This window comes from Actinomadura rubrisoli (genome assembly GCF_004349215.1).
In the GTDB taxonomy this organism is placed as follows: domain Bacteria; phylum Actinomycetota; class Actinomycetes; order Streptosporangiales; family Streptosporangiaceae; genus Spirillospora; species Spirillospora rubrisoli.
The window spans coordinates 1-1,751 of the sequence record NZ_SMKU01000666.1 but is presented as its reverse complement, the minus strand read 5'-3'; the positions used below and the strand labels follow the sequence as shown (position 1 = coordinate 1,751).

The 1,751-nt window shown below is 74.9% G+C and carries 3 protein-coding genes; all 3 read left to right on the top strand.

The window, feature by feature from the left end:
- A partial coding sequence (locus E1298_RS46670; RefSeq protein WP_207945283.1) for a DedA family protein occupies nucleotides 1–458 on the top strand: 458 nt, incomplete at its 5' end.
- A 108-nt stretch (nucleotides 459–566) separates the two neighbouring features.
- Complete coding sequence (locus E1298_RS46665) at nucleotides 567–1,319, top strand: phosphatase PAP2 family protein (RefSeq protein ID WP_131903765.1); 753 nt, start codon at nucleotides 567–569, stop codon at nucleotides 1,317–1,319.
- A 187-nt stretch (nucleotides 1,320–1,506) separates the two neighbouring features.
- Nucleotides 1,507–1,751: DedA family protein (locus E1298_RS46660; RefSeq protein WP_424923245.1), on the top strand; the 245-nt coding region annotated here is incomplete at its 3' end.

Here is a 1,751-nt window from a genome sequence, read left to right as displayed (position 1 = left end):
GGAGGGTGACACGGGCGATGCGGCCCGGCACACGGCGGCACAAGGCGTTCGGGTGGGCGCGGCGCACCATGGACGAGCGGGGCGGCCTGATCCTGGTCGTCGCACGGTACGTGCCGGGCGGCCGCACCGCCGTCACCATGACGATGGGCGTGGTCGGGTACCCGCTGCGGTCGTTCTCGCTGTTCGCGGGCATCGCGGCGGCGTCGTGGGCCCTGTACGGGGCGCTGCTGGGCTACGTGGGCGGGGTCGCGTTCGAGGACGACCCGATCAAGGGCCTGGCCGTGGGCCTGGGCCTGGCGCTGACCGCGACGGCGCTGGTGGAGACGGTGCGGTTCCTGCGCCACCGCCGCGGCCGGTCCACCCCGCACGACACCGGCGACGGCGCGGACGGCCGGGACGGCGGCCGGGAGGACGGCCGCAGGGACGCCCAGGCGGTCGAGCCGATCCGCCGCCCCTGATCCGGTTCGCATGCCACCCTTGAACCATCCGTGAACAACGGATGAACTTTGGCGGTCCGTCCGGGGATCTCACTTCCTGGACGGACCGCCTCGATCGTGAGGGAGAGCATGCGAGCGCCAGACTTCAGCGCCGACCTGTACCGGGACATCACCGAGTTCGCGCACCGCACCCCGCCGTGGACGCACCCGGTGGCCGAGGTCGGCACCGACGCCGGGCTGCTGCTGTTCGCCGCGCTGTTCGCGGCGGGCTGGTGGCGGGCGCGCCGCGCGGACGCGCGGGCCATGGGACGCGCGCTGTCGGCGCCGGCGGCGATGGTCGCGGCGTATCTGGTGAGCGAGATCTCCAAGACCGCCGTCCAGGAGGAGCGGCCCTGCCGCGCGGTCGCGGGCGCGATGAACATCGCGGCGTGCCCGCCGCCGGGCGACTGGTCGTTCCCCAGCAACCACGCCGCCATCGCGGCCGGGTCGGCGGCGGCGATCGTGGTGGCGTGGCGGGCGATGGCCCCGCTGGTGCTGCCGCTCGCCGCGCTCATGGCGTTCTCGCGGGTGTTCGTCGGGGTGCACTACCCCCACGACGTGGCCGCCGGGTTCCTGGTCGGGATCGCCGTGGCGGCGGCCGCGGCGCTGCTGCTGGCACGGGCCGCCGAGCCGCTGGTGACCGCGCTGCGGGCCGTCCCGGCGGGCACCGCCCTGCTCGGCCCTCCGCCCGCCGCCGCGGCACCGGACGCCGCGACGCCACGGCCCGTCCCGCGGCACCCCCGGCCCCGTCCGCGCCCATATCCGCGCCCATGGCGTCGGCGGCGGCTCCCGCCGCGGCATCGGCCGCGACGTCGGTGGTGGTGTTCGGCTGCGGTTCCATGATCCCCTCCCCCGGGATGCGTGCTGTGCCCCCAGCCTCGCGCGGGCAGGACCGCGGTCTCGTCCTACGGGGTGAGGAACCGGCGGTACATCGTTCGCAGGACCCGGTCCCCGTACTGCCGGAAGTAGGGGACGGGTCTGGCCTTCCGCCCGATGCCCCCACCGGTGATCGTTCCCTAGCGTCGATGCCATGGACGGAGTAGTGGACCTGCTGCACACCGCGGTGACCTCGCCCTGGTTCTACCTGGCGCTGTTCGCGGTCGCCGCGATCGACGGGTTCTTCCCCGTGGTGCCCAGCGAGAGCATGGTGATCACCGGCGGGGTGTACGCGGCGTCGGGACGGCCGAACCTGGCGCTGGTGGTGGTCCTTGCGGCGCTCGGCGCGTTCATCGGCGACCACGTGGCGTACTTCATCGGCCGCGGGTCGGGCGGGAG

What these genes read in the sequence shown, in the direction of transcription:
- E1298_RS46665 (WP_131903765.1), top strand. Translation starts at nt 567, where the DNA reads ATGCGAGCGCCAGACTTCAGCGCCGACCTGTACCGGGACATCACCGAG.